Annotated in this window: 1 pseudogene; it reads left to right on the plus strand. The window is 29.2% G+C overall.

Annotated elements, in window-relative coordinates:
* A pseudogene (locus IDG65_RS14145) lies at positions 1-496 on the plus strand (aromatic acid exporter family protein); the annotation flags it as partial.
* Between the last annotated feature and the right edge of the window lie 39 nt (positions 497-535).

Consider the following 535-nt stretch of genomic DNA (forward strand, 5'->3'; position numbering starts at 1 on the left):
ATATTATAAAGAAGAAAGAGCCTACACAAAGAAACAAGCTTTTAGTCAAATGCGTAAGAAGATTCTTTTCAAAGAGATTATTGCATCAACACGTAGAGCATACGAAGTTTTAAGAAAAATGAATCGTTACGAAAACGATATTCATAACTTAAATGATGATCTCAAAGTACAAATGAAGTTTGAACTGGATGAACTGATGGCGCAGCATGAACAAATATTAGTAAGAATATCACAAAAAGCTAAACACGAAATTGATCAAGTTCCTGATTATTTAGTAGAACCTTATAAAGAAGATTTAATGGAAATATTCATTAAAGATATTATGGAGAATCCTGATCAAGAAGATTACTATATTGAGAACGTCATGCAAGTTATTTCAGCTATGTTAGATTATAAAGCGACTATTTTACATTTAGACAAATTATCTTCTAGTTATTTCAAATACCATCCAGAAGATAGCGACATTCAAATTGAAGATGAAGATTTTGATTTATAAAAATAGACCTGAACAGTTTTCTGTTCAGGTCTATTTTAT

It is taken from the genome of Staphylococcus sp. EG-SA-17, assembly GCF_017151845.1.
Lineage (GTDB): Bacteria > Bacillota > Bacilli > Staphylococcales > Staphylococcaceae > Staphylococcus > Staphylococcus aureus.